This is a genomic window from Micromonospora sp. NPDC049171 (assembly GCF_040648275.1).
GTDB lineage: Bacteria > Actinomycetota > Actinomycetes > Mycobacteriales > Micromonosporaceae > Micromonospora.
On record NZ_JBEZDJ010000016.1, the window covers coordinates 59,563 to 86,067 of the forward strand.

A 26,505-nucleotide genomic window follows, 5' to 3' on the forward strand; every position below is an offset into this window, starting at 1 on the left:
CAGCACGTTCCAGGCCGTACCCTTGGACTTCAGGCCGGTACCTCAGCCGATGGCGGTGGCCGAGGGTGGGGCGCTGCCGCCCTGGGGCGCCTCCGGGGTCATCAGGCGGATGATCTCCGCCTGGTCGGTGGGCGAGGGCAGTCCCCATTCCGGTCGGTAGCCGTACACCTCGTGCAGTGGGGTGGAACCGGTGCGGCCGTCCAGGATCTCCACGGCATCCGTGCCGATCAGGCCGGGGTGCTCCAGGCCGCAGGCCTCGGCGACCTTGGTCAGGTCGCGGCGCAATGTCCGCAGGTAGTTCGCCGCGCGGACCGACTTCAACGCCGGGTCCAGGCCCCGGGCCAGCCAGGCGTTCTGCGTCGCCACCCCGGTGGGGCAGGTGTCGGTGTGGCACTTCTGCGCCTGGATACAGCCGATCGACAGCATCGCCTCCCGCCCCACGTTGACCATGTCGCAGCCGAGCGCGAACGCCACGACGGCGTTGTCCGGCAGGCCGAGCTTGCCGCCGCCGACGAAGACCACCTGCTCGTGCAGACCGTGCTCGGCGAAGATCCGGTAGACCCGGGAGAAGCCCTGCTGGAACGGCAGCGACACGGAGTCGCTGAAGATCAGCGGCGCGGCGCCGGTGCCACCCTCGCCGCCGTCGATCGTCACGAAATCGACGCCCCGGCCGGTGTCGCTCATGAGGGTGGCCAACTCCTGCCAGAAGCCCAGGTCGCCGACCGCCGACTTGATGCCGACCGGCAGGCCCGTCTCGGTGGCCAACAGCTCCACCCAGTCGAGCAGGCTGTCGCAGTCGGAGAACTCGGCGTGCCGGGACGGGCTGACGCAGTCCTGCCCGGCGGGGATGCCCCGGGTGGCGGCGATCTCGGCGGACACCTTCGCCCCGGGCAGCAGCCCACCGAGGCTCGGCTTGGCGCCCTGGCTCAGCTTGATCTCCAGTGCCCGCACCGGTGCGCCGGCGACGACGTCCTTCAGCCGGTCCAGGCTGAACCGGCCGTGCTCGTCGCGGCAGCCGAAGTACGCCGTGCCGAGCTGGAAGACCAGCTCACCGCCGTTGCGGTGGTACGGCGACAGGCCGCCCTCGCCGGTGTTCTGTAGGCAGCCGGCGAGCGCGGCCCCCTTGTTCAGCGCGGCGATGGCGTTGCCGGAGAGCGAGCCGAAACTCATCCCGGAGATGTTGACCACCGACTCCGGCCGGAAGGCGCGGGGCCGGCCCCGGGCCGCGCCGAGCACCTTCGCGCAGGGCAACCGCACGTCGTGCCCGGCGGTCGGCGACGACGGCGGCACCGCCCGGCCGAACGTGCGGTGCTTGATGATCGGATAACCGCGGGTGTGCTCGATGTCGTTGTCCGTGCCGAAGCCGAAGTAGTTGTTCTCCTGCTTCGCCGACGCGTACACCCAACGGCGCTGGTCGCGGGTGAACGGCCGCTCCTCGTCGTTGCCGGCCACGATGTACTGCCGAAGCTCCGGCCCGATCGCCTCCAGCAGGTAACGGGCGCGGCCGAGCACCGGAAAGTTGCGCAGCAACGCGTGGTCACGCTGGATCAGATCCCGCGCGGCGAGCGCCGCGACGGCGGCGACAGCAGCGGGTACGGCTCGACGGGCCCATCTCATAACGGCAGTCTTTCCGCCCGCGCTGTGCGCCAAACCGGGACACGCTGGTGGCGGTGCGGGGAGGTGCCCGCACCGCCACCGTGGCTCAGTGGTGCCGGAACGACTCGCGGACCGACCCGCCGACGACCGTGCACCACGTGCTCAAACTGAGCTTGCCGTTGCGGGGTAGGCCGTGCAGCGCCTGCAGGCCCTGCACGGCGGCCCGGGTCGCGTGGTCGTACGTCCCGGTGACGGTGACCGCGTACCCCTTGGTGGCCAGGATTTCCTGCACCGCCGTGACCGGCGCGCCGGTGGCGTGCTGGTCGAGCTCCGGGACCAGCGTCTCCCAGGTCGGCGTGGTGAGGGTGGCGTCCACGTCCACCGGAATGCCGTTTCGGGCCTGCCAGTCCTGCACGGCAGCCACGGTCGCGGCGTCGAAGGTGCCGCTGACCGTCACCGCGTAGCCCCGGTGTGCGAGCAGGTGCTGCACGACCCGGACCGAGGGGGAGTTGACGAAGCGCCACAGGTCCGGCCAGCGCCGTGCCGGCACGTCACCCAGCCTGGTGCCGAGGGCCGCGTGGACCCGCCGCCGCAGCTCGGGGAACTGCCGGTAGAACGCCGCGCCCGGGCACTCGGTGGTGCGGAAGTCCCAATGTCCAAAAATATCGAAGGCGTGCAGCCCGTACTGCCGGCAGACGGCGACGCAGAGCTTCACCAGCGAGTCGGTAAGTGCCTTCGGCGGTGTCTCGGTGACGTAGGTGCCCTCGTTCTCGATGCCGATGGCCCGGCCGTTCTCGCCCGGACAGTGCGCCGAGACCATCTGTCGGTCGCCGGCTTCGAGGCGCTCCAGGCTGCCCCGGCGGCCCTCCAGCACGTAACCGCCGCGGCTCACCGTGAAGTGCTGGCCGGTGTCCGACCAGCCGTTGCCGTCCATGTGCAGGTCCTGGCAGTCGTGGGCCAGCTTCACCGCCTGCTCGCGGGAGTAGTCCGTGACGTTCGGGAACGCCATGTGATGCACGATGATCTTGTTGGTGGCGATGGCGCTCACCGACAGCGGGTCCTTCGGTGGGCGGGCGGCCCACTCGTCGCAGCTGATGATCCAGTCCAGGTCGGTGCCGGGCGCGGCCTGCGCCGTGGCGGGGAAGGCGAGCTCGCTGCCGACGACGGCGACCGTGGCGGCGCCGAGGCCGGCGCGCAGCAACGTCCGGCGGTCCATTTCGGAATGGTCGGGGTGCATTGACATCTCCTCCTGCGGCCGACGGCGGGGGGATGAAAAGTAGCTCCAGTGGCCGCACACACCCCGGAGAATATTGCCAAGAAGCGCCCCGCGCCAGAGGGCGCCCAACCCCAACGGGCAGCCGGAAAACCGGTCGACCCACAGCTCAACGTCCCGCTAGCGTGGCCGCTGACTCGGGGGTGGAAGATGAAACTTGGTGAGGCGCTGACCGAACGCGCCGAGGCGGCACGACGGGTCGAGCAGCTGCGGACCCGGATCACCGGCAGCGCCCGGTACCAGGAGGGCGAGCTGCCCCCGGAGGACGCCGCGGTGCTCCTGACCGAGCTGGACCAGGTCCTCGACGACCTGGAGTCACTGATCCGGCGCATCAACCGGACCAACGCCGCGGTGCCGGTCGACGACCTCGGCACACTCACCGACGCGCTGGCCCGGCGCGACGTCCTGCGGCTGCGGCACGGCGCCATCACGGCCGCCGCCGACGCCGCCGCCGGCAGCGGGCGTGGTCACCCGGCGCGGCAGCTCCGCTCCGAGCTGAAGATGCTCGCCGCGCTGCCGGTCGCCGAGCTTCGGGGACGCGCCGACGGGCTCGCCGGGCAGCTCCGCGAGCTGGAGGTACGGATCCAGCGCACCAACTGGGAGGCTGACCTGCTGGACTGACCGGTTCAGCAGCACTGACCGGTTCAGCAGCGATGTGGAGCAGGTAGCCGTCGTGGAGGCGTGTACACACAGGGCCGGGCTGCAACCCCGGCACCCTTCCTGGCGCGCGGTGGGCAGCGCGGGGTTCGACTCCCCAAGCACGATGCAGCCCCGCACCGAGGACAGGTGACACCGCAACACGCACGCCACATCACCACGTACAGATCCATGACGGCGAGGGCGGGCTCGGGGCACTCCACATCGGCGCGACCGCGTGCTGTTCGCGCACCGGCACCCGGTCGTGCGGCCGACCCTGCCTGGTCGGCGTTTCCGCGGGGCGGGTCGGGGGTAGGTCCGGGGCTGACCGTTCCGGCTGCCCCTTCCTAAGGAATGAACCAGATGAGTGACAACGTCAGCGACGCGGTGGGCGACGCCCTTCGCTCGGTGATGCTCTTCCTGCCCAAGGCCGTCGCCTTCCTGGCGATCCTGGTGGCCGGTTGGCTGATCGCGAAGGCCGTCCTGAAGATCGTGGAGAAGGTCCTGGAACGGGTGGGCTTCGACCGCGCCGTCGAACGCGGCGGCATCCGTCGGGCGCTGAGTCGTTCCCGGTACGACGCCAGCGACATCGTCGCGAAGCTCGTCTACTACGCGGTGCTGCTGTTCACCCTCCAGCTCGCCTTCGGCATCTGGGGGCCGAACCCGATCTCCGACCTGCTCGCCGCGGTGATCTCGTGGCTGCCCCGCGCCTTCGTCGCGATCGTCATCGTCGTGGTCGCCGCCGCCATCGCCAACGCCGTCAAGGACATCATCAGTGGCGCCCTCGGCGGTCTGTCGTACGGCCGGGTGCTGGCCAACATCGCCTCGGTGTTCATCCTCGGTCTCGGCGTCATCGCCGCGCTGAACCAGATCGGGGTGGCCACCGCGGTCACCACGCCCGTGCTCATCGCCGTGCTGGCCACCGTCGGCGGGATCCTCGTCGTCGGTGTCGGCGGCGGCCTGATCCGCCCGATGCAGAGCCGTTGGGAGGGGTGGCTGAGCCGCGCCGAGCAGGAGTCGCAGTTGATCGCCTCGCACGCCCGCGCCTACCGGGCCGGCCGCCGCGACGCCGAGGCCGAGTTGGTCCGCCCGTCCGCCGCCGCCACCGCTACCGCCGCCGGCGACGTCGACCCGGCCCGTCCGTCGAGGGCGGTAGGCGATCCGGAGGCCACGCAGGTGGTGACCCGGCCGTCCGATCCGGACGCGACGCAGGTGGTGACCCGGCCGGCTGACCTGGACCCGGCGCGGGTGTCGAGCCCAGCAGGCGACGCCGAAGCCACCCAGGTGGTGGGTCGGGGTGATGCGGACACGACGCAGGTGGTGGGTCGGGGTGACGCCGACACGACCCAGGTGGTGGGTCGGGGTGATGCCGACACGACGCAGGTGGTCGGCCGGGACGCCGACACGACCCAGGTGGTCACCCGGCACGACGCCGACACGACCCAGGTGATCAGCACCGGTGCCGGCGGCACGGTGCCCGGCCAGCGCACCGGCGACGACAGCGAGACCACCACGGTCATCCCGCCGGTCGACCCGCACCGCCGCTGACACCCGGCGATGCCAGCGGGGCGGGGTCCCTTCCGGACCCCGCCCCGCGGCCCGTCTGCCCGGCACGCCGAAAACGCTCGCCCGCGCCGCGGGACGCGGCTAGCATCGCCGGCATGACCTGGCGACATTGATCCCGCAGCGTAGGCCGAAACCGTGGGCCACCACGGGCACCGCACGTCCGGTGTCCGTCTCCACCCCCACGGGAAGGCCTCATGATCCGCATCGCCTCGCGCGTGCCCGACCCGCCGGTCCGCCGGCTGACGGCCACCCTCTACGGGTACGCGTTCCTCAGTGACCTCGTGCTGCTCTACCCGCTGTACGTGGTGTTCTTCGCCGACACCGGGCTGTCGGTGGGGCAGATCTCGTCGCTCTTCGTCATCTGGTCGGCGGCCGGCATCCTGTTCGAGGTGCCCTCCGGCGCGTGGGCCGACGTGGTGTCCCGCCGGCTGCTGCTGTGCCTCGCCCCGCTGGTGACCGCCACCGGGTACGCGCTCTGGGTGGTGCTGCCGTCGTACCTGGCCTTCGCGGTCGGCTTCCTGCTCTGGGGCGCCGGCGGGGCGTTGGTCTCCGGCGCACTGGAAGCGCTGGTGTGGACCGAACTGGACCGGCTCGGCGCGGTCGACAGGTTCGCCCGCGTGCTCGGCCGTGCCCGCACGGCGGGCGTGTTGGGCGTGGTGGCCTCCGGAGTGCTCGCCGGCCCGGTGCTCGCCGCCGGCGGGTACCCGGCGGTCGCCGTGGCCAGTGTGCTCGCCTGCCTGCTCGCCGCGCTGGTCGCCGCCCGCCTCCCGGAGCACCGCCCACCGCCCGTCGGGCCGACGCGTCCACCGGATGTCGGGTTGGCTGGTGCACCGGCTGTCGGGTCGGCGCGTCCACCGGATGTCGAATCGGCTGGTGCACCGGCCGAGCGGGACGACGGCGATGGTGGCCTGGGCTGGTGGGAGACGCTGCGGGCCGGTGTGACGCAGGTTCGCACGCGACCGCCGGTACGGGGTGCCGTGCTGCTGGTCGCCGTGGTGGCCGCCGACTGGGGTGCGCTTGACGAGTTCACCCCGCTGCTGGCCCTGGACACCGGTGTCGGCGCGCAGGTCGTGCCGCTGCTGCTCCTGCTGCTCTGGGCGGGGGTGACCATCGGTGGGCTGCTCGCCCCGGTGGGGGAGCGGCTGAGCCGCCGAGGCTACGCCGCCCTGCTGGGCCTGGTCGGCGTCGCGCTGGCTGGGGGTGCCCTGCTCCGGCACCCGGCGGGTTTCGTGTTGCTCGCGGTGGCGTTCGGGGCCGCGCAACTGGCCACCGTGTTGGCCGACACGCGGCTACAGGCGAGGATCACCGGCGACAGCCGCGCCACCGTCACGTCGCTGGCGGGGATGGCCACCGACGTGCTGATCATCGGGACGTACGCCGGCTTCGGTCTCCTCGCCACGGTGGCCGGCACCTCCGTGGCGTTCGCGGTGACGGCCGGGCCGTACCTTCTCGTGGGGCTGGTGCTGCTGACCCGCCGTCGGCGCGGCGCGGCCGTGCCCACCGGCGGCACCGCGAGCGGCCCCGACTGACCAGGGCCCGGCGGCGGTGTGGTCGCCGCCGGGCCCACGCTCAGCCGGCCAGGTGCAGGAACGACCACTGGTGGCCGTCGAGGTCGCGGAAACCGCGCATGTACATCGGCCCGTTGACCGTCCCCGCCCCGAGCGACTCGCCGCCGGCGACCGCGGCCCGGTCGACCAGTTCGTCGACCTGTTCCCGACTCCGCGCCGACAGGCCGACGATGACCTCCCGGCTGGTCTGCGTGTCCGTGGTGGCGACCCCGGTGTACGCCTCGAAGGCCGAGCGGAGGTGCAGCATCAGCCGCGTGTTGTCGGAGACGGTGAGCATTATGCTGTCCCCGTCCGGCTCGGTCTGGTCGCTGCTGAAACCGAGCGCCCGGTAGAACTCGGCGGCGGTGGTCAGATCGCGTACCGGCAGGTTGATGAACGTCGTGGTCATCGGTGGTCTCCGTTCGATTCGAGCAGTGCCTTCAACGCGGCGAGCCGCTCCCGCCAGTACGCCTTCAGCTCGGCGGCCTGCTCGGCCCCGGTCAGCTTCTCGTGCAGGATGCTGACCCGGGCCTTCGACTCGCCGACCGCGTCGATGCCGACCACGATCCGGGTGGGTCCACCGGCCCAGTCGGCCCGGAAGCTGCGCGGCGCGGTGGCGGTGCGGACGCGCACCTCCACGTCGGGCAGCCAACGGGTGCGGGCCGTCTCGTCGGCGAAAGCCTCGAACAGCCGCGCCGCCGGCACCGCCACCGTTCGGCTGGCGCTGGCCTCGAAGCCGCCGCCGCGTCGTTGACCGGGCGCGCGCAGGCCGCGTGCCTGCTCGTACCCGACGGTGATGGTCTGCGCCCACCAACCTGGCACCTCGTGCTCGGCCACCAGGTGACGGGCGATCTGGGTGTGCGTCTGCTCGGTGGCGGCCGCGGCGTCGAGCAGGGCGAACCACTCCGCCCAGCCGCGGCCGGTCCGGGCGCGGAGCAGGCCGTCGGCGATCCGCTCGGTCTGCGCGGCGGCGGGCGCTGCGGTCTGCGCGGCGGCGGGGCCTGCGGCCTGTGCGGCGTCGGGCGCTGCGGCGGCGGGTTCCGGGGACGGCTCGGTGGCCCGATTGATCAGCTGGCGGCGGGCCGTGGTGTAGCTCTCGCCGGTCTTCGCCATCCGGGTTCGGACCCGGGCCTTGAACGATCTCTGGTTGGTCATCACATGCTCCCGGTCAACGGCACGGTCACCGGGACTCACGCTCCCGCCGACCCCGCCGGAGTGGGGCATGTGGCACCACGTCCCGAGGGCTCCGGGCCCCCTTTGCCTCCGCGTGGCCGGCGGCGTGAGCGCCGGGAGGGAGGTGCGGCGTAGGACGACGCCGATCCCATCCTACGCCAGGACAGCCGTCAGGGCTGGTCGCCGTCGAGGTAGACCCATCGGCCGTCCTCGCGGACGAACCGGCTGCGTTCGGTCATCGTGCCGGGCCGGCCGGCTTCCCGGTAGTGGGCGTGGAACGTCACCGTGCCGGCGGTGTCGAGCAGCCCACCCCGCTCGGTGTCGACGATCTCCAGCCGGGTCCACCGCTGCCCCGGGGTCAGCTCGAGACCCTCCGGCCGGGTCGAGGAGTGCCAGCTGCGCAGCAGGTAACCGGTGTCACCCAGGGCGAAGGCGCTGAACCGGGAGCGCATCAACGCCTCGGCGGTCGGCGCCTGCGCGTCGCCGCCGTGCACGGGCGCGCAGCAGTCGGCGTACGCCTGGCCGGAGCCGCACGGGCAGGCCGGGCCGGTCGTGGCGTTCGCCCGTCGTCGTGTCGCACCCTTACCCACGCTCCCCATCCTGCCCCACCCCCGACCTGCCGCCCTCCCGCACCCCGGTGCGGCGCCTCCCTCCCGCGCTCCCACACTCTCGGTCGCGGCATAAGGGCGACAGGAAATGCAAGATCGCCGGGTCGGGGCCGAGGCGGGGTGGGGGTGGTCAGAGCCAGCCGGAGCGGCGGAACAGCCGGTACAGGGCCAGGGCGACCACGGCCATCAGGGTGACGGCACCGGCGTAGCCGTAGCGCCAGGCCAACTCGGGCATGTGGTCGAAGTTCATGCCGTAGATGCCGGCGATGCCGGTCTGGGTGGCCGCGATGGCCGCCCACGCCGCGATCTTGCGCATGTCGTTGTTCTGTTCGACGGCGAGCTGCGCCAACCGGGACTGCACGATCGAGGTGAGCAGATCGTCGTACGCGGCGACCCGGTCGACGGCCCGGGCCAGCCGGCCGTCCACGTCGACGAACCAGCGGTGCAGGGTGCGTGGTGGGCCGTCGGCGTCGAGCAGCGTACGCATGGGTGCCTGGAGGGGCAGCACCGCCCGTTTGAACTCCACCACCTCCCGCTTGAGCTGGTAGATGTGCTGGATGTCGGCGCTGCGGTCGCGGGCGAACACGGCCTCCTCGACCCGTTCCAGGTCCCGCTCCACGTGCCCGGCCACCTCCAGGTAGGAGTCGACCATCCGGGCGCAGACCGCGTACGCCACCGCCCAGGGCCCGGCGGCCAGCAGTTCGGGACGGCGCTCGATGTCGGCGCGGACGCTGCGCAGCGCCCCGGCGGCGCCGTGCCGCACGGTGATGGCGAACCGGTCTCCGAGCAGCACCATCACGTCCCCGGTGTCGATCACCTCGGAGGTGTCGGTCAGCTCGTCGTGTTCCACGTACCCGGCGGTGCGCAGCACCAGCAGCGTGACCGACCCGTGCCGCTGCACCGTGGGCCGGTGCCCGTCGGACAGTGCCTGCTCGACGGTCAGCTCGTCGAGGCCGAAGGTCCGGCCCACCGCGGCGAGCACGGCCGGACCCGGGTCGTGCAGGCCCAGCCACACGAAGGCGTTGCGGCCGTGCCGCGCCCGGGCGTACGCGTCGGCGTAGTGCGGCTGGCCGGGCTCGCGCCGACCGTCGAGGTAGACGGCGCAGTCGACGACCGCGTCCGGGTTGGACCGTCGCGGGGTGGGGGAGTCGTCCTCGACCCGGCCGAGCAGTCGACGGGCCAGGGCGCGTACGCCTCGACCGGCCCGGTCCCGTACCGGTCGCTGATCCACCGCGTGCCTCCCCCGTCGCCCGCGCACCGCCCCGGCCGCGGTGCCCGCGGAGGATGGTGCCACCGCATTCTGCCGAGCGGGGTCCGGCGCCCGACAGGCGGGCGACGGTGCTCAGGCGGTGCGGGTGGCGAAGACGACGACGTTGTCGACGTAGTTGCCGCTCGTGGCGTCGAACCGGCCGCCGCAGGTGATCAGGCGTAGTCCGGCGGCGTCCGCCGGACCGTAGACGAGCGTGGTGGGGAAGTGCTCCTTCGGGTACGCGCGGACGTCGTCCACGGTGAACGTGGTGACCTGCGCGTCGGCGCGGGTGATCCGAATCTGCTCGCCGCTGCGCAGCCGACCGAGGTCGAAGAAGACCGCCGGCCCGGCGGGGGAGTCGACGTGTCCCACCAGGACGGCGTTGCCGGTCTCGCCGGGGCTGACCCCGTGCCGGTACCAGCCGGCGAGGGTGGGGCGATCCAGTGGTGGCACCTCCAGCACCCCGGCGGCGTCCGCGCCGACCGGGATGACCTCCGCGCGTACGCCGATGGCGGGGATCTGCACCCGGACCGGCGCGGCCCGGGGCAACGGTGCCAGGTCCGGTGCGGGGTGGGTGCGTCGCGGCGCGTCGGCCGGTGGCCGTGGTGGTCGCGTCGGGTCGGTGGTGAGGCCGACGGTGATCAGCCCCAGCCCGGTCACGCCGAGCAGGGCGACCACGGCCGGTAGGGTCCGCCGCCACCACACGTGGGCACCTCCCGTACGGCATCGTCGGGGTGCCCGCTCCGGTGTCACCGGCGCGGGCACCCGTCCTCAGGGATGGAACGGTCGCCGATCAGGCGACAGTGGACACCGGACGTCGCCGGCGGATCAGGACCACCGCGCCGGCCAGGGCGGTGCCGAGCAGCGTGCCACCGGCGGCAAGGGCGCCGGTGTCGCGGCTGTCACCGCCGGAGCCGGCCGGTGCGCCGCCGATCGGGGTGACGGTGAACGTCGCGGTGCCGGCGGAGCTGCCGTCGCCGCAGGTCGCCGCCACCGTGTACGTACCCAGGGTGAAGCCGGCGGTGAACAGTTCGGCGCTGAGCCCGCCGCCGGCGGCGGCGGTGGTGGATCGGACGTTCTCGTCGCGGTTGGGGCCGGTGACCCGGAAGAGGGCGTCACCCGACTTCGGGTTGCAGGTCGTCGCGGTGAGCACGACGGTCCCACCGACCGGGGTGGTGGCCGGTGACACGGTGGTGTCGGCAAGTGCGGCGCCCGGCAGCAGGAGCGTGCCGAGGCCCACGCCGAGCGCCGCCGAGCAGAGTGCTGTTGAGACCTTCATACGCGTCTTCCCTCACTTTTCGTCCGCTGACTGCGTGGGACGTCGTTCGGGTGGCCAACTCCGTGACTAGCACCGGTGTGCCCAACACTAGGTGGGTTGGGTCCTCGATCAGGTGAAAATGAGAAATCCTCGTTGCCGTCACGTGTCCACCCGAAGGCGGGGAGAGCTGCGGAAAGGCCCGGACGGCCCGACCGGCACCGGTGCTCCGATCGATGTCCATCCGGTCGGGCTGTCGTCGCTGTGTCGATGGCGAGGTATTGCCGCAGACGGCGGAAATGCACCACCCGGCCGGAGCGATCCGCCACCGGGGCGCGTCGGGTGCGCGGTCGGGTCAGCGGGCCTGGGTGGGGTCGGGCATCGGCTCGCCGGTCTCCAGCAGGGTCTTGAGGCTGGCCAGCAGCTCCGGCCAGCCGCCGCTGCCGTCGAGCTGGCCGCTGATCGCCCGGTGCATCTCACTGTCGGGAGGGAAGCCGTCGTGGATGACGGTCAGTCGGACGGTCGACGCGCTGTGCGGCTCGATCTCGAAGGTCACCGTCGACCGGCGTTCACCGAGCCGGGCGGCCAGCTCCTCGGCGGACCAGCCGAAGTGCTCGGCGTGTTCGGGTTGGAAGCCGTGCCAGCTGTAGGAGAGTCGGCGGTACGGCTCGGCGACGAGCACCCGCTGGCCGAGGTCGCGCGGCTCGCCGTCCGGGGCGTCCTGCCACAGCACGGGTGATCCGACCTGCCAGTCCGAAACCAGCGCGACTCCACCCCAGTAGCGACGGGTGAACGCCGGTTCGGTGAGCGCGGACCACAGTCGCTGCGCGGTGGTGGTGACGTAGGTGGTGTAGACGAAGGTTGGGCTCTCCACGGGTTGTCGCTCCAATGCGGTGGTCAGGTCGGCGAGGGTGGCGGCGCGCGCGCGGTCGTAGCGGCTGAGCCACCGGTCGACGATGGCGTTGATCGGGGCGGCGTTGAGGTAGTGCAGCTTCTCCCGGCCGCGCCGCACGGTCGTGACGAGATCGGCCGCCTCCAGCACCGACAGGTGCTTGCTGACGGCCTGTCGGGTGCCGGTCAGCCCGTCGCACAGCTCCCGCAGCGTCTGGCCGTTGCGCTCGTTGAGTCGGTCCAGCAGTTGACGCCTGCTGGGGTCGGCCAGCGCCCGAAACGCGTCGTCCATCAACCCTCCCCGCAACAGGCAACCAATCGGTTGCCTGTCACCATAGGCAACCAGCAAGTTGCCTGTCAATCCGGCCGGGGGGGCGGCCTCCACCGGAGGGATAAATCCCCGTGCGTGCAGGGAAGACGCTGGTAGGTTCGCTCGCCGTGACATGGAACGTGGGAACTGGGCTGGGAGCGGCGTTCGCCCGACTGTGGGCGGCGAGCACCCTCTCGGCCCTGGGTAGTGGCCTGGCCACCGTCGCCGCGCCGCTCTTCGTGGCGTCGCGTACCGACGACCCGCTCGTGGTCGCCGGGGCGTCCGCCGTGGCGTGGCTGCCGTGGCTGCTCTTCGCCCTGCCCGGCGGGGTGCTGGTGGACCGGATGGACCGGCGCCGTCTGATGATCGTCATCGACCTGGTCCGGGTGGTCGCGCTCGCCGTGCTGGCCACGGCGATCCTCACCGGCCGAGGCGGGGTGGCGCTGCTGTTCGCGGTGCTGTTCCTGGTCAACACCGGTGAGATCGTGTTCCGCGCGGCGAGCCAGGCCATGGTGCCGATCGTGGTGCCACGGCACCGCCTGGAACGCGCCAACGGCTGGCTCAGCGGCGGCGCCACCCTCATGCACAGTATGCTCGCCGGCCCGCTCGGCGGCTTCCTGTTCGCGCTCTCGGCGGGCAGCCCGTTCCTGGTCAACGCCGTCACCTACGCCCTCAGCGCCGTACTGGTGGCGCTGATCGGCGGGGACTCCCGGGCCGTCGTCGGCGACGAACAGGAACGCCGCACCCGCTCGATGCGCGCCGAGATCGTCGAGGGCCTGCGGTGGCTGGCCCACCAGCGGTTGCTGCGCACGATGGCCGTGCTGATCGGTCTGCTCAACGTGACCCTCACCGCCGCGCTCGCGGTGCTGGTGCTGCTCGCCGGCGAGCGGCTGCGACTCGGGTCCGTGGGCTACGGCCTGCTCTTCACCTGCATGGCCACCGGTGGGGTGCTCGGCGCGTTCCTCGGCGACCGGATCATCGCCCGGATCAGCGCCACCTGGACGATCCGGGTCGGCCTGCTCATCGAGGCAGGGCTGCACCTGGCGTTGGCCGCGTCCCGCAGCACCCTCGTGGTCGGGTTCGCGCTCTTCGCCTTCGGTGTGCACAGCGCGCTGTGGAACATCGTCGCGAACTCCCTGCGCCAACGACTCACCCCACCGACGTTGCAGGGCCGGGTGGCCAGCACCACCCTCTTCGTGGCGGCGGGGGGCAACTGCGTGGGCGCACTGCTGGGTGGGCTGCTCGCCGCCCGGTTCGGCATCACCGCCCCGTACTGGGTCGGACTGGTGGTGGCGATCGGCGTCTCCGCCGCCACCTGGCATGTCTTCAACCGCGCGGCGGTCGCGCGGGCGTTCACCGACCCGCCCCCGGTCCCGCGGTCGCCGGCCCCGGTGGCCTGAGCGCCCGGCCCGGTGGCGGCGCGTGGCCGGGCCCGCCGGTGTGACAGCGTAAAGCGGTGACCGATGCCGCGCCGCTCGACGTCGACCTCGCGCTGCTCGGTGGCGGCGGCGCGGCGTCGCTGCTGCTCGCCGCACTGGACCGGCACGGTGTCCACGGGCTGCGGATCGCCGTCGTCGACCCGGTCCGCCGGCGCGGTCAGGACCGCACCTGGGCGTTCTGGGGCCACCCCGACACCGACCTGGACCCGCTGCTCAGCGCGAGGTGGCAGCAGGTCGAGGTGGCCACGGCGGCCCGGCGCCGCGTTCTGGACCTCACCCCGCTGCGGTACGCCATGCTGCGCTCCGGCCCGGTCTACGACCGGGCTGCCGAGGCCGAGCGCCGGCTGAACGCCACCCGGATCGTCGCCCCCGCCGACACGGTGACCGACGACGGCACCCGGGTGCGGGTGCGCGTCGGCGACGGGCGGACCGTGCGGGCCGGCTGGGTGCTCGACTCCCGCCCCCGCCCACCGGCACGGGCCGGGCGGACCACCTGGTTGCAGCACTTTCGCGGCTGGTGGTTGGAGGCCGACCGGCCCGTCTTCGACCCGGCGCGGGCGGTGCTGATGGACTTCCGCACCCCGCAGCCGCCCCGGGGCGTGTCCTTCGGGTACGTGCTGCCGGTCAGCGACCGCTACGCCCTCGTCGAGTACACCGAGTTCTCGCCCGACCTGCTCACCGACGCCGGGTACGACACGGCGCTCGCCGGCTACCGGGACCTGCTCGGGCTCGATCCGACCGGGCTGCGGCTGCGCGAGGTGGAGAACGGGGTGATCCCGATGACCGACGCCCCGTTCCCGGCCCGACCGTCACCCCGCGTGGTCCGCCTCGGTACGGCGGGCGGCGCGACCCGCCCGTCCACCGGCTTCACCTTCTCCGCCATGTACCGCCAGGCCGACCAGGTGGCCCGCGCCCTCGCGGCGGGTCGACCGCCGGTGCCGCGGGCGGCGTACCCGCGCCGGCACCGCTGGATGGACGCGGTGGCGTTGCGGGCGCTGGACCGGGGCGGGGTGGGTGGTCCGGAGTTCTTCGACCGGCTCTTCGACCGCAATCCGGCCGAGCGGGTGCTGCGCTTCCTCGACGGCGCCACCACCCCGGCCGAGGAGGTCGCGATCATGAACTCCACCCGACTGCTGCCGATGATCACCGCCACCGCCGGCGACGCGGCGCACCGCGTTCGCGACCGGCTGCGCCCGACCCGCCCCGCACCGGCCGTCCCGCCCGCCGTGGTGGGCGACCCGCTGGGCTCGGAGCCCAGGGCGGATGGGGAGCACGCCAGCTGACCTGACCGGCGTCCATCTCCTGCGCCGCCGGTAGAGCTGCCCCGGAAGTGGGGCACCGAATGCGGTGCCGGCCACCCGGCTTCGGCGTGCCGGCCTCTGGGCCTCGGGGTGCCGGCCTCCGGCCTCCCAGCTTCGGCGCTGGCCACCCGGCTTCGGTGTGCCGGCCCCCCGCGCGGGGAGGACGAGGTCATCGCCCGGTAGGTTGCCGGGCATGGTGGACGCGGCGGCCGGCAGGGGCGTGCAGATCTGGACCGACGGGGCGTGCAGCGGCAACCCCGGGCCGGGCGGTTGGGGTGCGCTGCTGCGCTACGGCGACCACGAGCGGGAGTTGTGCGGCGGTGAGGCCACGCCGACCACCAACAACCGGATGGAGCTGATGGCGGCCATCCAGGCGTTGGAGAGCCTGAACCGGCCGGTCACCGTGGAGTTGCACACCGACAGCACGTACGTGCGCAACGGCATCACCAGTTGGCTGGCCTCGTGGAAGCGCAACGGCTGGCGGACCGCCGCGAAGCAGCCGGTGAAGAACGCCGACCTGTGGCAGCGACTGGAGGCGGCCTGCGAACGACACGAGGTCACCTGGCTGTGGGTCAAGGGGCACAACGGTCATCCGGAGAACGAGCGGGCCGACGGGCTCGCCAACAAGGGCATGACCGAGGCCCGGAGCGCGCTGACCAGCCGCTGAGCCCGGGTCAGCGGGTCGCGTCCGGGTGCCCAGGCATGCTGGAACCCCCGCCGCTACTGCCGGACGAACCACCGGCGACGCCCGAGTTGTCGGGCTCGGTCACGATGTCCGGCCGGACGTCGGTGTCCGCCGGTGCGGGGACCTCGGTGTCCGCCTCGACCTGCACCAGCGGCACCTGGCCGGCCTCGTCCTCGCTGTGCTGCGGGTCGCCCGGCAGCTCACCGTCGCGCTTTCGGTAGCCCACGCCGTGCCCCCCCGTCGATGCCGGTCCGCGTCGGCGCTGGCTACCCGGCGTCGTCACGGCCGAAACCTCCCGACCAGCGGCGTCGGCGGGGGATCAGCGACAGCGGGTGGAGGCGCGGAAATCAGCGGCGTCGGCGGCGGGCGGCGGCGGGGGATCGGGTTGGCTGGCGGACCGGGGTGAGGGTCAGTGCCGTCCAGTGCGCCGGCCGGGTGCGCGTCGCCGGCAGGCCGGTGTGTGTGTCGCCCCGGGCGGCGTCGAGCTGGGTCTGGTGCAGGAAGAGCGTGCGCCGCAGGTCCGCGCCCCGCAGATCGGCCCCGCGCAGGTCCGCGCCGGTGACGTCGGCCAGGCTCAGGTCCGCACCCCGCAGGTCGGCGCCGATCAGCAGCGCCCCGCGCAGGTTGGCCCGGCGCAGGTCGACCCGGCGGAGGTCGGCGCCGAGCAGGTGGGCACCCCGATGGTCGGCGCCCCCGGGGGAGCGGGCCGCGTCGCTGGCCCGGGACAGCAGCGGGTTGACGCGGTCCCGATGCGCGTCGACATCCACCGTGCCCAGGAACGTCGGGTCGCCCTCGGTGAGTGCGGCGGTCTCGGCGCGGGCGTGCTCCAGCTCGGCGCGCAGGTCGGCGGGCAGGCGCAGCGCCACCGCCTCGGTGAGAAACCAGAGCAGCTCGTGCAGCGGTCGCAGCACCGCGAACGCCTGCGCCATCGCCGGCAGAGTCTCCGGCGCGTCGCGCCAGTCCCGTCCGCCGAAGGTGACCTGGGCGACCTGCTGACCGGCGCCGAAGCAGTCGAACACCGTACAGCCGGGGAACCCGCGTTGCCGCAGCTCGGTGTGGATGCCGCAGCGGTGGTCCCGGCCCAGGTGGGGGCAGGGCTGCCCGGCGGGCTTGTCGATGGCGAAGTCGGCGGACGCGGCGAACGCGGGCACCACGCAGCACAGCCCGAAGCAGCGTTCGCAGTCGGCGCGCAGCTGCGCCGGCCCGGCTGGCGGTGTGGGGGTGGGCGACACGCGGATGGTCCTCCTGGCAAGTCACGGTGGGCCACCATTGTTTCCCGCGCGCCGTCGATCGGGTGCGCCGGGGGTCACCGTCCGTGCGCGTCGCCGGTCGCCGCGGCGCGAGGTGCCGGGGGACGCGGGCTGCCCGGGGGCGGGACCAGGCGGTAGATCTCCCGTTCCCCGTCGCCGTGGCCGTACTTCTGGTCGAAGTGCCGTTTCACGGCGGCGACCGGCGGGTGGTCGCCGTCGGACGGCTCGGCCAGCGTGAACACCGCGGGGGCCGCTCCCGGCGAGCGGGGTGGCAGCGCGGCCCGCATGGTCACCAGCCCGGTCACCCGGAACCGGCGGCAGTCGACGTAGTGCTGCCCGTCGACAGTCGCGTACGGCACCCGCACCTCGACCACGTCCGAGTCCTCGTGGCGCAGCGTGACCGTGACCGACCAGTACCGCTCCAGGTCCAGGGTGGCCTGCTCGTGCTCCCACAGCTCCTCGAACCGGGCGTGCACGAACCCGCCCCACGGGCTGTCCATGTCCACCTCGAGCTGCGGAACGTTGAACGACAACTTCCCGATCGGGAAGAACGAGATGAGCGCCCGCCCGTCCCACTGGTAGAGCTGGATCGACGGGGACGCGTCGTAGAGCCGGACCTGTAGGCGCTGCCGCAGCCGCGAGTCGAGGGCGTCGGCGAAGGCGGCCAGGTGCCGCAGGTTGGTGCGGATCTGTCGGGGGACGTCCACCCGCTGGCGTTCCAGCTCCTCGGAGCGTTGCTGCGCGGCGGTGCAGTCCGGGTCGAGCAGCAGCAACTGCACCTGGGCGCCGTTGCCGAGCGCCGTGCGGATCGCGGTCAGGGTGTCCTCGCGGTGCCGCTGCTCCAGCAGGATCGTCCAGGTGTCGAGGATGCGCACGCGGCGGCCGGAGCGGTGCAGCCGGGTCACGAACGCCTGCTGGTCGAAGCTCAGGTGCTCCTGCACCCGCGCCTTGCGCGCCTCCTCGAACAGTGGGTCGAAGATGACGTACGAGATGGCCGCGAGCACCACGCTGGCACCGAGGTTGAGCAGCAGGTCGCTGAGGAAGCCGGTGGTGCGCCAGGCTGCCACCAGCATGAGGGCGGCGCTCACGAGCAGCGGCCCTCCGACGGCGAAGGCGCGTCGTTGCCGCCCGCCCCGACCAGCCCACCCGGGCATCCGCTCTCCCTCCACCGTCGGCCGGCCCCGCCGCCTACTGATCACCGGAATGCGGAGAATACGTGCCGGCTTTGCCGCCCGCTGTCCCGTTCGGGACTGCCGGTTTCGCCGCCCGCACCGCCGCCAACGCTCATAGGGTGACGGTAACCGAGTCGGACGACTGCGGAGGGTAGGCGGGATGGACGACGGTGACCGTGAGAAGGCGCTCCTCTCCGCCCTGACCACCGAGCACTTCGCGTTACAGACCTCCCGGGCCGGCACCATCGCCGAGTCCACCGGTCGCGCCACCATCTTCCTGTCGGTGTTGTCGGCGGCGCTGATCGGCCTCGGCTTCGTCTCCGGCAACGACCGGGTGGTCCGGCCGTACCTGGCCGCGGTGCTGCCGACCCTGGTGGTGATCGGGGTGCTGACGTTTCTGCGGCTGGTGGAGACCACCGTCGAGAACTCGTTGGACCTGCGGCGCATCCAGCGCATCCGGGCCTACTACCAGCACGAGTTGGCCGGCGAGCGGGAGTTCTTCGCCGACGCGGTCATCGCCGACGACAGCATGCAGGCGGCGTGGAGCCTGGTCGGCACCCGACCGGGACGGTGGGAGTTCCTGCTCACCACGGCCGCTCTGGTGGGGGCGGTCAACGCGGTGTTGAGCGGGCTCGGCGTCGCCCTGGTGGCCGGGGCGCTCGGGGTCGGAACCGGGCTGACCGTCGTCGTCGGGGTGGTGGTCGCGTTCGTGGCGTTCGGCGCGCAGTTCACGTACATCGTCCGGGCGACGGCCCGGCGCATGCGCTGAGGCTGCCCTACCTGTACCACTGCCACCTGCTCTGGCACGAGGACGCCGGGATGATGGGGCAGTTCGTCGTCGTCGATCCGGGCCAGGCGCCGGGTCGACCGCCCACGCACACCGGTCACGGGGACCATGACTGATCGGCCGGGGGCGTACGGTCGCCGGATGCGGGTCACCCGATTCACCCACTCGTGCGTCCGCGTCGAGCACGACGGCGGGGTGCTGGTCGTCGACCCGGGCACGTGGAGTGAGCCCCGCGCCCTGGTCGGCGCGGACGCCGTCCTGGTCACCCACGAACACAGCGACCACGTGGACGTGCTGCGGTTGGCCGGCCGGGGCGTCCCCGTGTACGCCCCGGCCGGTGCCCGCCTGCCGGATCTCGCTCCGCTGCCGGTCACCCGGGTCAGCGCCGGGCAGCGCTTCACGGCGGCCGGCATCGCGGTCAGCGCCCACGGCGGTCGGCACGCGTTCATCCACGAGGGACAACCGGACTGCCCCAACCTCGGCTACCTGATCGGCGACGGGCTCTACCACCCGGGCGACGCGCTGCACGTGCCGGACGAGCCGGTGCACACCCTGCTCGTCCCGGCCCAGGGGTCGTGGCTGCGCCTGGACGAGGCGATCCGGTTCGCCGGTGCCGTGGGTGCCGCCGCGACGTACCCGATCCACGACGCGCAGCTCAACGAGCGTGGCCTGGCCAGCGTTGCCGGCTGGTTCGGCGAGACGATCCCCGGCTACCGTCACCTCGTCCCCGGCGACACCGCCTGACCGACGTCGCCACCGGAGGTCTCGGCGCTGAAGCGCGGCGCGGCGGCGGTCAGCACCGCGTGGCTCGTCGGCGCGGACCACCCGTCGGTCAGCTCCCGCACCAGCGCGGCGACCAGCCGGGTCATCGCCGGTTCGGCGTCGGCGTGCAGCGCCTCGGCGACGATCAGCACCGACGAGGTGCCGGCCCGCACGGCGGACCACCCGCTCTGTCGGTTCGTCCAGCGCCGGGCGTGTGCCCGCCCGGCGCTGTCGGCGAAGGTCACCTCGCCCGGCTCGGGATGCTCGGTGTCGCCGGCGAAGGTCTGGTACTCCTCGTCGCCACGCGCGGGTCGGACCACCAGGTCACCGTCGACCCGGTCCAGGTCCAACGCCGCGATCGGGATGGCGTACGCGGCGGAGACGGCGTTGCAGAGGTCGACGAGCGGATGCACCCGGGGCAGCTCGCCGTCCAGGCGCAGGCGGCGCAGCAGCGCCTCCGCCGCGCACCGGTACCGGGTGGGCCGTAACCCCATCGCCGCGTACGCCCGCCGCCACGCCTGGATCTCCGGGAAGCCGCTCTCGGCCCCGCTGGCCAACCGCGTGCGGGCGACGGCGAGGTGGCCGGCCGTGCGCCGCGCCACGTCGGCGGTGGCGGTGATGCCGGTGGCGTGGACCACGCCGGCGACCAGATCGGGGTACGCGACGCGAAGCCGCGCCGCATGCTCGAACTGCACGGCACTCCTATCGTTGGGTGAGGGCGAGCGTCACGCCGAGCGCGACGAACGTGCCGGCGACGGATCGCCGCAGCCAGTCGGTGACCCGGGGTCGGGTCAGCACCCGGTCCCGCAGCCGGGCCGCGAAGATGCCGTAGCCGCTGAACACCACGAAGGTGAGCAGCATGAACACCGCGCCGCAGGTGAGCATCGCCTGGGTCGAGCCCACCGTGGAGTCGCCGACGAACTGCGGCAGGAACGCGACGAAGAACAGCGTCGGCTTCGGGTTGAGCAGGTTGACCACCACGCCGGAGACGATCACCCGGGCCGCCGAGTGGGGTGTGTCGTCGGTCGTCGCCGCGAAGGCGCCGCGGTCGCGTGCGGCGGACCAGGCCAGGTAGAGCAGGTAACCGACACCGAGGTACCGGACGATGTCGAACGCGACGGCGCTGGTCTGCAACAGCGCGGCGAGCCCGGTCATCGCCGCCAGCAGGTGCGGCAGCGTGCCCAGTGTGCAGGCGAACGCGGCCAGCACGCCGGCTCGGGCGCCCCGGGACAGCCCGGCGGAGAGGGTGAAGAACACCCCGGTGCCGGGGGTGACCACCACGATCAGCGTGGTGATCAGGAACGGGATGGTCACGATCGTCCTCCGGCGGAGTTGACGGGGCTGGCTCCTGCTCACTCTGCTGCCACAATGGTCCGATGGGCAGAGCCAAACCGATGGTGTCCGAGGGGTCCATATCGGCCGGGTCGGACTTCCTGCACCTGAGCGTCACGGACGCGGCGCCGGGCGGGCGCACCGACTGGCTGACCGACCGGCTGCGGCAGGCCATCGCCGAGGGGCGGGTGCCGGTCGGGCAACGGTTGCCCCCCACCCGGGTGCTCGCCGCCGACCTCGGCGTCTCCCGGGGCGTGGTCACCGAGGCGTACCAGCGCCTCGCCGAGGAGGGGCACATCTCCGGTCGGGGCCGGGCCGGAACGGTTGTCGTCGGCGCGCCAGCCGCGCCCACACCCACCCCGGCCGCCGCGCCGGCACCTGTCGCGACCTTCCCGCCGGCACCGAGCACCGACATCTTCGAGGCGGTACGCGCGGCGCACGCGACGATCGACCTGGCGCCCGGCGTACCCGACCTGACCGCCTTTCCCCGCGCGGACTGGCTGCGCGCCGAACGGACCGTGCTGCGCCGGCTCGCCGCGGCCGACCTCGGCTACGGCGACCCGTGCGGCGCGCCGGCGCTGCGACAGGCCGTCGCGGCCTGGTTGGCCCGCAACCGCGGTATCAGCGTCCACCCCACCGAGGTGATCATCGTGGCCGGCGTCACCCAGGCGCTCGGGCTGCTCGCCCAGGCACTCACCGCTGCCGGCGTCGACCGGATCGGGGTCGAGGACCCGGGCTCGTTGGGCGTGCGGCAACACCTGAACAACTGGCGGATGGACACCCCGCCGATCACCGTCGACGACGCCGGGCTGCGGGTCGACGAGTTGACCGACAGCGGCGTGCCGGCCGTGATGCTCACCCCCGCACACCAGTTCCCGACCGGCGTCGTGCTCGACGGTGACCGTCGCCGCCAGCTCGTCGCCTGGGCGCGGGCCGGCGGCCTGATCATCGAGGACGACTACGACGCCGAGCACCGCTACGACCGTCCTCCGGTGCCGGCGCTGCGCGGTCTGCTGCCCGAGCAGGTCTGCTACGCCGGCAGCGTCTCCAAACTGCTCGCCCCCGCCCTGCGGGTCGGCTGGCTGCTCGTGCCGCCGCGACTGCGCGAGGCGGTGGTGACCGCCAAGCGCAACGCCGACCTGGGCAACGCCGTGCTACCGCAACTGGTGCTGGCGGAGCTGCTGACCTCCGGCGCCTTCGAGCGGCATCTGCGGCTGCTCCGCCGCCGACACATCCGCCGGCGGGACGCCATGATCGCCGCGCTGGCCCGCGCGGTGCCGTCGGCGACCGTGCACGGCGCCGCCGCCGGCCTGCACCTGATGATCACGCTGGACGACGCCGTGGTCGACACCGAGCTGGCGGAGGCGACGCTGGCGCGTGGGGTGAAGGTGCAACCGCTGTCCTGGCACTGCCAGCGCCCCTACCGGCCGGGCCTCGTGCTCGGCTACGCGGCCCGTACGACGACCGAGATCGACGAGGGCATCGCGCAGATCGCCGCCGCGCTCGGCCGCCGCGGCCGGCCCTCCTGAGCACCGCCACCGCCACCGTGCGTCCCCTCGGCGGCGGGGCGACTCCTCAGCCCAGGAACAGCTGGACCAGCACCAGCCCGGCGAGCAGCGCCGGCCCGCGTGAGCCCTGCCGCACCAGGTCGACCGGGATCATGCCGAACGGGGTGTTGACCGTCGCGCCACCGTAGTTGATCGGCGGGCGGGTGCCGGCCCGGAACGCGGCGGCCACCACGCCGAGCGCCAGCGTCGGCGCCAACCAAGACGGGCCCGGCGGGGCACTCGGCAGGGTCGACAACCACCACAGCCCCGCGCCGACGGCCGGCACCACCAGGTGGATCCCCCGCAACAGGGCGTCGCTGCCGCCGAGGGCCCGTCGTAACCCGGGTGAGCGGCTGACTGACCGCAGACCACCGGTGAGCCGGTTGGCGGCGAGGTACGCGAACACCACCTGCGCGGCCCCGGCCAACCCGGGCAGGGCGAGCGCGGCAGCGTACTGCACCCCGATCAGCGTCGCCCAGATCAGCAGGGCGCTCGGGTGGCGGCGCAACCGGCGTACGTCGGCCTGCAAAAACGCCCACCAGCCGGGCCCGGGGAGGAACCGGCGGCTGCGGACCCGCCCGATCCGACGCCACCGGCGGCTCTCCACCAGGCCGGCGAGCAGGCTCGGGTCGAGCAGGATCGTGGCCGTGGCGGCGGCGTTGGCGAACTGTGCGCCGGTGGTCAGCGTGGCCCGGTCGACGCGGGGCAGCGCGCGCACCGCGCGGATGGTGCCCAGGCCGACGAGGGGCAGCGCGAGGGCGAACAGCGCGACGGTCGGCGTCGCCGCCGGCCGGGGCAGCCCGTCACCGAGATGACCGAGGAGCACCACTCCGGCGGTGAGGACGGCGGCCACCACCATCGGCGCCGCGCCGGCCACCGCCGGCCACCGTCGTCCCGCCCGGCTGCTCTGGGCGACGACGCTGAGTGCCAGCGCCGCCGCACCCCACCCCGCGCCGGCCGCGGCCGCCCAACCCAGCGTGGCCGGATCGCTGGCGCCCCCGAGCGCCGCCACGGCCACCCCGAGCGCCGCGGTGCCGGCCGCCGCCCCCAGCAGCAACAGGACGAAGCGCGGCGCCAGCCACGCCCGCCGGTCGACCGGCGCGCTGACCGCCCAACTCTGCGTGGCCGGGGTGACCAGCAGCGGGCCCAGCGCGCGCAGGCCACGCCAGGCCAGGCCGGCGCCGGCCAGCAGCGCGGCGACCGCCAGCCACCAGCGCACCCCCGGCTCGGCCTGGCCCACGGTGGGGGAGTCCAGCAGGTCGCGGCTGGCGCTGATCGCGAACCAGCCGTACATGCCGGTGAACAGGACGATGACGTACGCGTCGCCCAGCACCTCGCCGAGGGAGTGGTCGTGGTGCCGGCTGCGGGCCCGACGCAGGTGGGTACGCAGTTGTCGGGCGGTGGGCACCCCGGTCGGCGTGTCGGCGATCGTGGCCGGCGGGGCGGTCACCGGCCGATCTCGATGCGCTCGTCGACCACCGCGTCGATCAGCTCCGGGTCGTGCGAGGCCAGCAGCACGGCGGTGCCGGCGTCGCGTTCCCGCAGCAGCCGCTCGGCGAGCCACTGCCGCCCGCGGACGTCCAGGCGCTGCTCCGGCTCGTCCAGGATCAGCACCCGGCGTGGCCGCACGAAACACGAGGCCAACGCCAACCGGCGCCGCTGCCCGCTGGACAGGGTCACCGGCAACTGGTCGCGGGCCGGTTCCAGACCCAGCTCGGTGAGCACCTCCTCGACCGGCTCGGCGCTGCTCCCGTGGGCGTACGCGACAAGCTCCAGGTGCTCGACCACGGACAGGTCCGGGAAGAAGTCGATGTCGTCCAGGGCGGCCGCCACCAGCGCCCGCACCTGCGGGTCGGTCTCGTCGGCCCGCCGACCCTGCACCAGCACCTCACCCGCGTCCGGCCGGTCGGCGCCGACCACACAGCGCAGCAGGGTGGTCTTGCCGCTGCCGTTGGGCCCCAGCACCACCGCGATCCGGCCGGCCGCGAGCGTGAAACTCACGTCGTCGAGCACGACCAGGTCGCCGAAGTTGCGGCTAAGTCCCCGTACCGAGAGCGCATCCACGAGCACAGAGTCTCCCAGAGCGGTGCCAGCGGCCAACCTGAGCGACCTACGTCACGCGGTCGGCGGCGTCGTCGCGTCGGGTGCGTAGAGCGCGGCGAGCCCGGCGGCGGTCGCGGCCAGGCGTTCGCGCAGCGCGACAGGGGTCAGCACCTCCACGTCGGCGCCGAGGCGCAGCAACTCGCCGTGGGCGTGGGTGAGTGACTCGATCGGCAGCACCGCGGTCACCCAGCCCTGGGCGTCCGGCGGCTGGGCGCTCGCGTCCATCGCGGCCACCACCGGATCGCTGCCGACCTCGCGCAGCCGTTGCCGACCGGCGGGGGAGAGTCGGACGGTGGCCTCGTCGCGGTGCAGGCGGGCGCGGAACTGCACCACGTGCGCCCGCCACCAGGCCGGCAGGTCGAAGTCGGCAGGTCGGACGAACTCCTGCGGCAGCGGGGTCAGCGCGAGGATCTGGTTGACCCGGTACGTCGCCGGAGCGCCCCGGCCGGGCTGGTCGGCCACCACATACCAGCGGCCGCCCTTGAGCACCAGGCCGTACGGCTCCAGCACCCGGGTCGTCTCGCCGTTCCAGCCGCGGTAGCGCACCTCGACGCGGTGCTGCCGCCAGACCGCCTCGGCCGTGCGGGCCAGCTCGGGGGAGGCGTCGCCGTCGGCGTACCAGCCGGGAGTGTCCAGGTGGAAGCGCTGTTGGAGCTGGGTCGCCCGGTCGCGCAGCGGCGCGGGGAGCGCGGCGTGCAGCTTGAGTTGCAGCGCGGCCACCACGTCGCCGTAGCCCAACTCGTCGGCGGGGCCGGGCAACCCGGCCAGGAACAGCCGGTCGGCCTCCTCGGTGGTCAGCCCGGTCAGCCGGGTCCGCCAGCCGTCGACAAGCTGGTAGCCGCCGGCGTGCCCGGCCTCCCCGTAGAGGGGGATGCCGGCGGCGTGCAACGACTCCACGTCCCGGTAGACCGTGCGGGGGGAGACGGTCAGCCGCTCGGCGAGCTGGGTGGCGGTCAGCCGGCCGTGCTGCTGGAGCAGCAGCAGGAGGGAAAGAAGTCGAGAGGCCCGCACTCCACTGACACTAGTTGTCAGGGGACCCGTCCTACCGTCCCGGCATGGCTTTTCGCGAGAAGGAACTACGGACGCCGGGACCGATCACGGTGGACGGTCGGCAACTCAAGCGTTACCACATAGACCAGCCGGAGCAACCGATCGAGCCCGAGGTGGAGAAGGCCGCGTACGACCAACTGCCCCTGCTGTTGGTGGACATCGTCGACGACGGCACCCCGGCCGCCGGGTGGGTGGTGCTGCACCGGGGCGCGGACACCGGCGCCTACCTGCTGGCGTACACCTGGGTGTGGGACAACGCGCTGGAGGTCCGCGTCGCCGCGGCCGGGCAGCCGGCGCTGGACTGCCCGGACCACGACCCGACCCACTTCGTGGAGGTACGTCCACCCGCGATCGGGTGTGTGTGGGAGTTGGCGGTGCTGGAGCACGAGCGGGCCGCCTGGGTTCGGCACCTGCTTGCGCCGGACACCCCCAACCTGGCTGGATATCTCAACGACACGCGAGCGGAAGGGCCGGTGGGCCGCTGATGGGCGACTTCGACTTCTATGTGGGCACCTGGAACGTGGTAAACCGGCGGCTGCGCGAGCGGCTGGTGGGCTCCGACGAGTGGGAGGAGTTTCCCGGGGTGTCGGTCGCGCACAGCTTCTTCGGTGGTGGCGGCAACTTCGACGAGATCACCTTCCCGACCAAGGGCTCCGCGGGCGCCACCGTCCGGATCTTCGACCCGGCCCGGCAGGAGTGGTCGATCTACTGGATGAGCAGTGTCGACGGGGTGCTGGGGCAGCCGCCGATGGTGGGCCGCTTCGTCGACGGGGTGGGCCGTTTCTACGCCGACGACCAGCACGAGGGGCGGCCGGTGCGGTGCCGGTTCATCTGGTCGGACATCAGCGCGACCACCGCCCGCTGGGAGCAGGCGTTCTCGGTCGACGGCGAGCAGACCTGGGAAACCAACTGGATCATGACGTCCACCAAGGCCTCCGACTAGTCGTTTCCTCCATCCGGGTGCGGTGTTAAC

General features: G+C 73.2%; 28 protein-coding genes and 1 pseudogene. 12 read left to right on the top strand and 17 right to left on the bottom strand.

Going from position 1 to position 26,505, the window contains the following annotated elements; all coding sequences use genetic code 11:
• Positions 1-42: 42 nt before the first annotated feature.
• Positions 43-1,617, bottom strand: coding sequence for an FMN-binding glutamate synthase family protein (locus AB0B14_RS20740; protein WP_357078523.1), 1,575 nt, complete (start codon positions 1,615-1,617; stop codon positions 43-45).
• Positions 1,618-1,702: 85 nt separating this feature from the next.
• Positions 1,703-2,812 (bottom strand): N-acetylmuramoyl-L-alanine amidase, encoded by a 1,110-nt coding sequence (locus AB0B14_RS20745; protein ID WP_357523596.1) that lies wholly within the window; start codon positions 2,810-2,812, stop codon positions 1,703-1,705.
• A 207-nt stretch (positions 2,813-3,019) separates the two neighbouring features.
• Here AB0B14_RS20745 and AB0B14_RS20750 point away from each other — a divergent pair, with 207 nt between their 5' ends.
• The 3 genes and pseudogenes from AB0B14_RS20750 (at position 3,020) to AB0B14_RS20760 (ending at position 6,600) form a co-directional block, all read left to right on the top strand.
• The gene (locus AB0B14_RS20750) at positions 3,020-3,490 is read left to right on the top strand and encodes a DIP1984 family protein (protein ID WP_357523598.1); all 471 of its coding nucleotides are present in this window, start codon (positions 3,020-3,022) and stop codon (positions 3,488-3,490) included.
• A gap of 369 nt (positions 3,491-3,859) precedes the next feature.
• Positions 3,860-4,588 (top strand): annotated as a pseudogene (locus AB0B14_RS20755) (hypothetical protein); the annotation flags it as partial.
• Positions 4,589-5,265: 677 nt separating this feature from the next.
• Complete coding sequence (locus AB0B14_RS20760; protein WP_357523600.1) at positions 5,266-6,600, top strand: MFS transporter; 1,335 nt, start codon at positions 5,266-5,268, stop codon at positions 6,598-6,600.
• A gap of 40 nt (positions 6,601-6,640) precedes the next feature.
• Here AB0B14_RS20760 and AB0B14_RS20765 read toward each other — a convergent pair whose 3' ends face one another.
• The 7 genes from AB0B14_RS20765 to AB0B14_RS20795 all read right to left on the bottom strand — a co-directional run bounded on the left by AB0B14_RS20765 (position 6,641) and on the right by AB0B14_RS20795 (position 12,086).
• Positions 6,641-7,027 carry a VOC family protein gene (locus tag AB0B14_RS20765; RefSeq protein ID WP_357523602.1) on the bottom strand — a complete coding sequence of 129 codons (387 nt, stop codon included), beginning with the start codon at positions 7,025-7,027 and terminating at the stop codon, positions 6,641-6,643.
• Positions 7,024-7,773: a hypothetical protein gene (locus tag AB0B14_RS20770; protein WP_357523604.1), complete on the bottom strand. Its 750-nt coding sequence runs from the start codon at positions 7,771-7,773 to the stop codon at positions 7,024-7,026. Before AB0B14_RS20770 ends, AB0B14_RS20765 begins: the two co-directional genes overlap by 4 nt.
• 188 nt (positions 7,774-7,961) lie before the next feature.
• A complete protein-coding gene (locus AB0B14_RS20775; RefSeq protein WP_357078503.1) occupies positions 7,962-8,390 on the bottom strand; it encodes a YchJ family protein in 429 nt (142 codons plus the stop codon).
• A gap of 139 nt (positions 8,391-8,529) precedes the next feature.
• Positions 8,530-9,630: a magnesium and cobalt transport protein CorA gene (locus tag AB0B14_RS20780; protein WP_357078499.1), complete on the bottom strand. Its 1,101-nt coding sequence runs from the start codon at positions 9,628-9,630 to the stop codon at positions 8,530-8,532.
• A 111-nt stretch (positions 9,631-9,741) separates the two neighbouring features.
• The gene (locus AB0B14_RS20785; RefSeq protein ID WP_357523606.1) at positions 9,742-10,353 is read right to left on the bottom strand and encodes a class F sortase; all 612 of its coding nucleotides are present in this window, start codon (positions 10,351-10,353) and stop codon (positions 9,742-9,744) included.
• Between the two features lie 88 nt (positions 10,354-10,441).
• Positions 10,442-10,927: a hypothetical protein gene (locus AB0B14_RS20790; protein ID WP_357523608.1), complete on the bottom strand. Its 486-nt coding sequence runs from the start codon at positions 10,925-10,927 to the stop codon at positions 10,442-10,444.
• Positions 10,928-11,258: 331 nt separating this feature from the next.
• The gene (locus AB0B14_RS20795) at positions 11,259-12,086 is read right to left on the bottom strand and encodes a metalloregulator ArsR/SmtB family transcription factor (RefSeq protein ID WP_357078489.1); all 828 of its coding nucleotides are present in this window, start codon (positions 12,084-12,086) and stop codon (positions 11,259-11,261) included.
• A 146-nt stretch (positions 12,087-12,232) separates the two neighbouring features.
• Between AB0B14_RS20795 and AB0B14_RS20800 the strand changes: the two genes are divergently transcribed.
• The 3 genes from AB0B14_RS20800 to rnhA all read left to right on the top strand — a co-directional run bounded on the left by AB0B14_RS20800 (position 12,233) and on the right by rnhA (position 15,511).
• Positions 12,233-13,504, top strand: coding sequence for an MFS transporter (locus tag AB0B14_RS20800; protein ID WP_357523611.1), 1,272 nt, complete (start codon positions 12,233-12,235; stop codon positions 13,502-13,504).
• 56 nt (positions 13,505-13,560) lie between these two features.
• Complete coding sequence (locus AB0B14_RS20805) at positions 13,561-14,826, top strand: lycopene cyclase family protein (RefSeq protein ID WP_357523613.1); 1,266 nt, start codon at positions 13,561-13,563, stop codon at positions 14,824-14,826.
• A gap of 211 nt (positions 14,827-15,037) precedes the next feature.
• Positions 15,038-15,511, top strand: a complete 474-nt coding sequence (gene rnhA / locus AB0B14_RS20810; RefSeq protein ID WP_357078479.1) for a ribonuclease HI — start codon at positions 15,038-15,040, stop codon at positions 15,509-15,511.
• A 7-nt stretch (positions 15,512-15,518) separates the two neighbouring features.
• Here the strand turns inward: rnhA and AB0B14_RS20815 are convergent, their stop codons facing one another.
• The 3 genes from AB0B14_RS20815 to AB0B14_RS20825 all read right to left on the bottom strand — a co-directional run bounded on the left by AB0B14_RS20815 (position 15,519) and on the right by AB0B14_RS20825 (position 17,933).
• Entirely contained in the window at positions 15,519-15,755 is a 237-nt protein-coding gene (locus AB0B14_RS20815; RefSeq protein WP_238648548.1) for a preprotein translocase YidC, read from the bottom strand.
• 121 nt (positions 15,756-15,876) lie between these two features.
• The gene (locus AB0B14_RS20820) at positions 15,877-16,761 is read right to left on the bottom strand and encodes a pentapeptide repeat-containing protein (protein ID WP_357523614.1); all 885 of its coding nucleotides are present in this window, start codon (positions 16,759-16,761) and stop codon (positions 15,877-15,879) included.
• A 74-nt stretch (positions 16,762-16,835) separates the two neighbouring features.
• Entirely contained in the window at positions 16,836-17,933 is a 1,098-nt protein-coding gene (locus tag AB0B14_RS20825) for a DUF5919 domain-containing protein (protein ID WP_357078472.1), read from the bottom strand.
• A 178-nt stretch (positions 17,934-18,111) separates the two neighbouring features.
• Here AB0B14_RS20825 and AB0B14_RS20830 point away from each other — a divergent pair, with 178 nt between their 5' ends.
• The 3 genes from AB0B14_RS20830 to AB0B14_RS20840 are packed head-to-tail and all read left to right on the top strand — an operon-like array spanning position 18,112 to position 19,482.
• A complete protein-coding gene (locus tag AB0B14_RS20830) occupies positions 18,112-18,720 on the top strand; it encodes a hypothetical protein (RefSeq protein WP_357523615.1) in 609 nt (202 codons plus the stop codon).
• Positions 18,721-18,731: 11 nt separating this feature from the next.
• Complete coding sequence (locus AB0B14_RS20835) at positions 18,732-18,854, top strand: multicopper oxidase domain-containing protein (RefSeq protein ID WP_357523727.1); 123 nt, start codon at positions 18,732-18,734, stop codon at positions 18,852-18,854.
• Positions 18,855-18,879: 25 nt separating this feature from the next.
• The gene (locus AB0B14_RS20840) at positions 18,880-19,482 is read left to right on the top strand and encodes an MBL fold metallo-hydrolase (protein WP_357078466.1); all 603 of its coding nucleotides are present in this window, start codon (positions 18,880-18,882) and stop codon (positions 19,480-19,482) included.
• On the opposite strand, the gene AB0B14_RS20845 is transcribed toward AB0B14_RS20840, so the two are convergent.
• On the bottom strand, positions 19,455-20,195 hold the full coding sequence (locus AB0B14_RS20845) for a phenylalanine--tRNA ligase beta subunit-related protein (RefSeq protein WP_357078463.1): 741 nt from the start codon (positions 20,193-20,195) through the stop codon (positions 19,455-19,457). The genes AB0B14_RS20840 and AB0B14_RS20845 overlap by 28 nt on opposite strands.
• A gap of 7 nt (positions 20,196-20,202) precedes the next feature.
• Positions 20,203-20,814, bottom strand: a complete 612-nt coding sequence (locus tag AB0B14_RS20850; protein WP_357523616.1) for a LysE family translocator — start codon at positions 20,812-20,814, stop codon at positions 20,203-20,205.
• Positions 20,815-20,876: 62 nt separating this feature from the next.
• Between AB0B14_RS20850 and AB0B14_RS20855 the strand changes: the two genes are divergently transcribed.
• On the top strand, positions 20,877-22,361 hold the full coding sequence (locus AB0B14_RS20855; protein WP_357523617.1) for a PLP-dependent aminotransferase family protein: 1,485 nt from the start codon (positions 20,877-20,879) through the stop codon (positions 22,359-22,361).
• Between the two features lie 46 nt (positions 22,362-22,407).
• Here AB0B14_RS20855 and AB0B14_RS20860 read toward each other — a convergent pair whose 3' ends face one another.
• From AB0B14_RS20860 to AB0B14_RS20870, 3 genes are read right to left on the bottom strand one after another with little or no spacing between them, the layout of a single operon-like run.
• On the bottom strand, positions 22,408-23,829 hold the full coding sequence (locus AB0B14_RS20860) for a DUF6297 family protein (RefSeq protein WP_357078454.1): 1,422 nt from the start codon (positions 23,827-23,829) through the stop codon (positions 22,408-22,410).
• On the bottom strand, positions 23,826-24,449 hold the full coding sequence (locus tag AB0B14_RS20865; protein ID WP_357523618.1) for an ABC transporter ATP-binding protein: 624 nt from the start codon (positions 24,447-24,449) through the stop codon (positions 23,826-23,828). The genes AB0B14_RS20860 and AB0B14_RS20865 overlap by 4 nt, the downstream gene beginning before the upstream one ends.
• A 45-nt stretch (positions 24,450-24,494) precedes the next feature.
• Complete coding sequence (locus AB0B14_RS20870) at positions 24,495-25,493, bottom strand: WYL domain-containing protein (RefSeq protein ID WP_357523620.1); 999 nt, start codon at positions 25,491-25,493, stop codon at positions 24,495-24,497.
• Between the two features lie 44 nt (positions 25,494-25,537).
• Here AB0B14_RS20870 and AB0B14_RS20875 point away from each other — a divergent pair, with 44 nt between their 5' ends.
• Together AB0B14_RS20875 and AB0B14_RS20880 are read left to right on the top strand one after the other, a co-directional pair.
• Positions 25,538-26,017 (top strand): hypothetical protein, encoded by a 480-nt coding sequence (locus AB0B14_RS20875; protein WP_357078446.1) that lies wholly within the window; start codon positions 25,538-25,540, stop codon positions 26,015-26,017.
• Positions 26,017-26,475 carry a hypothetical protein gene (locus AB0B14_RS20880; protein WP_357078443.1) on the top strand — a complete coding sequence of 153 codons (459 nt, stop codon included), beginning with the start codon at positions 26,017-26,019 and terminating at the stop codon, positions 26,473-26,475. Before AB0B14_RS20875 ends, AB0B14_RS20880 begins: the two co-directional genes overlap by 1 nt.
• Positions 26,476-26,505 lie beyond the last annotated feature (30 nt).